General features: G+C 43.5%; 2 protein-coding genes. Both read left to right on the plus strand.

Annotation, left to right across the window (positions count from 1 at the left end; all coding sequences use genetic code 11):
* Window positions 1–118 precede the first annotated feature (118 nt).
* Complete coding sequence (locus VSA01S_RS19680) at window positions 119–892, plus strand: SDR family NAD(P)-dependent oxidoreductase (protein ID WP_103021973.1); 774 nt, start codon at window positions 119–121, stop codon at window positions 890–892.
* Window positions 893–1,045: 153 nt separating this feature from the next.
* Complete coding sequence (locus VSA01S_RS19685; RefSeq protein ID WP_039982468.1) at window positions 1,046–1,591, plus strand: OsmC family protein; 546 nt, start codon at window positions 1,046–1,048, stop codon at window positions 1,589–1,591.
* The last annotated feature ends 32 nt before the right edge of the window (window positions 1,592–1,623 follow it).

Raw genomic sequence — 1,623 nt, forward strand, 5'->3', positions numbered from 1 at the left:
TTGACGTCATTCACTAAGGATCATAAAGTAACAACCACAGACAGGGAGTGAGAACGCAAACACTCCTTTTTTTAGAAAATTAATAACTACCTACTAGAAGGTAGACTAAGGAATCAATATGTTTAATACTTCTTCAATAGCACTTATCGTTGGCGGCTCTTCTGGTATGGGTAAAGCAACCGCTGAACGTCTTCTTAACAGTGGTGTGCCAGTGATGATTTTGTCTCATGACGCACAAAATCTTGCTGAAGCGAAACAAGACCTTGAAGCAAAAACTAACGGTCACGTTGAAACCGCTCAAGTTGACCTTTACAACTCAGCCGATGTGCAAAGCTTTATTGAACAATTGAATGCCGAACAACGCCACATCGGTTACTTGGTTAACGCTGCTGGTTTCTTCAAGCCTGTTGATTTCCTTGAGCATTCAGAGCGTGACTACGACCTACAACTTGATATGAACCGTGCTTTCTTCTTCATCACGCAAGCGGTAGCGAAGAATATGAAGCAACACGGTGGCGGTGCTATCGTCAACATTGGTTCTATGTGGGCACACCAAGCAATCAAAGCAACGCCTTCATCTGCTTATTCAATGCAAAAAGCAGGCTTGCACGCTCTAACTAAAAACCTAGCGATTGAACTAGGCGAGCACGGCGTACGAGTGAATGCGGTTGCACCTGCAGTTGTGATGTCAACGATTTACAAATCTTTCATCGCAGAAGAAGAAATTGAATCAACACTGAAAGGCTTCAATGAATTCCACCCAATTGGCCGTATTGGTTCAACAGAAGATGTTGCAGATGCGATTGAGTACTTATTGTCAGACAAAGCGTCTTGGACAACCGGTACGGTACTGAATGTTGATGGCGGTGTGATGGCAGGTCGTAACCAGTAATCACAACGTATGTGGCTTCCTCCAAAGTGGTGGGGAAGCCGCGATAAAAGCGAAATAGATAAATAACAAAAATAAAGCGACTGATGCAGATTCAAACGAATAAGCAATTACATTAGGCATCAGCGTCATCATAAAAATTTAAAGGAAAATTTCATGGCAAACGCACCCCTAAATGGCATCAAACTTAATGACCTTGCAGCTTACACAGAAATCGTTACCAATGAGCCGGCACAAGCTATTTCAGAATACGGCATTGTTGCAGAATGGAAAGGTGGCGTGCACAGCGAAATTCGTACGCTCAATCAAAAAGTGGGCGGTAAAGAAATTGTTAAAGATTTTCGCTTCCAAGTGGGTGAGCCAGAAGAGCTACTGGGTAACAATGCTTACCCAACGCCACAAGATTACCTTCTAGGCGGAATGGCAGGTTGTATGATGGTTGGTTTTGTTGCTGGAGCAAGCGCACGTGGTATCAAACTTGATTCGGTTAACCTAACGATCAAGGGCAATCTCGACCTACGTGGTTTCCTCGACGTAAGTGAAGAGGCGCCAGTGGGCTTTGATGAAATCCAGTTCCACTTTGACGTGAAAGGTGATGCGACTCAAGCTGAATTTGATGAAGTTATTGCTGGCGTACAAAAACTGTCACCAAACTACCGTACCATTGCTGATGCAGTAAAAGTAACAGCGATGAAAGCCTAATATCAATGCTTGCTACTTGTCGTTAATAAAGA

It is taken from the genome of Vibrio sagamiensis NBRC 104589 (assembly GCF_007990935.1).
Taxonomy (GTDB): Bacteria; Pseudomonadota; Gammaproteobacteria; order Enterobacterales; family Vibrionaceae; genus Vibrio; species Vibrio sagamiensis.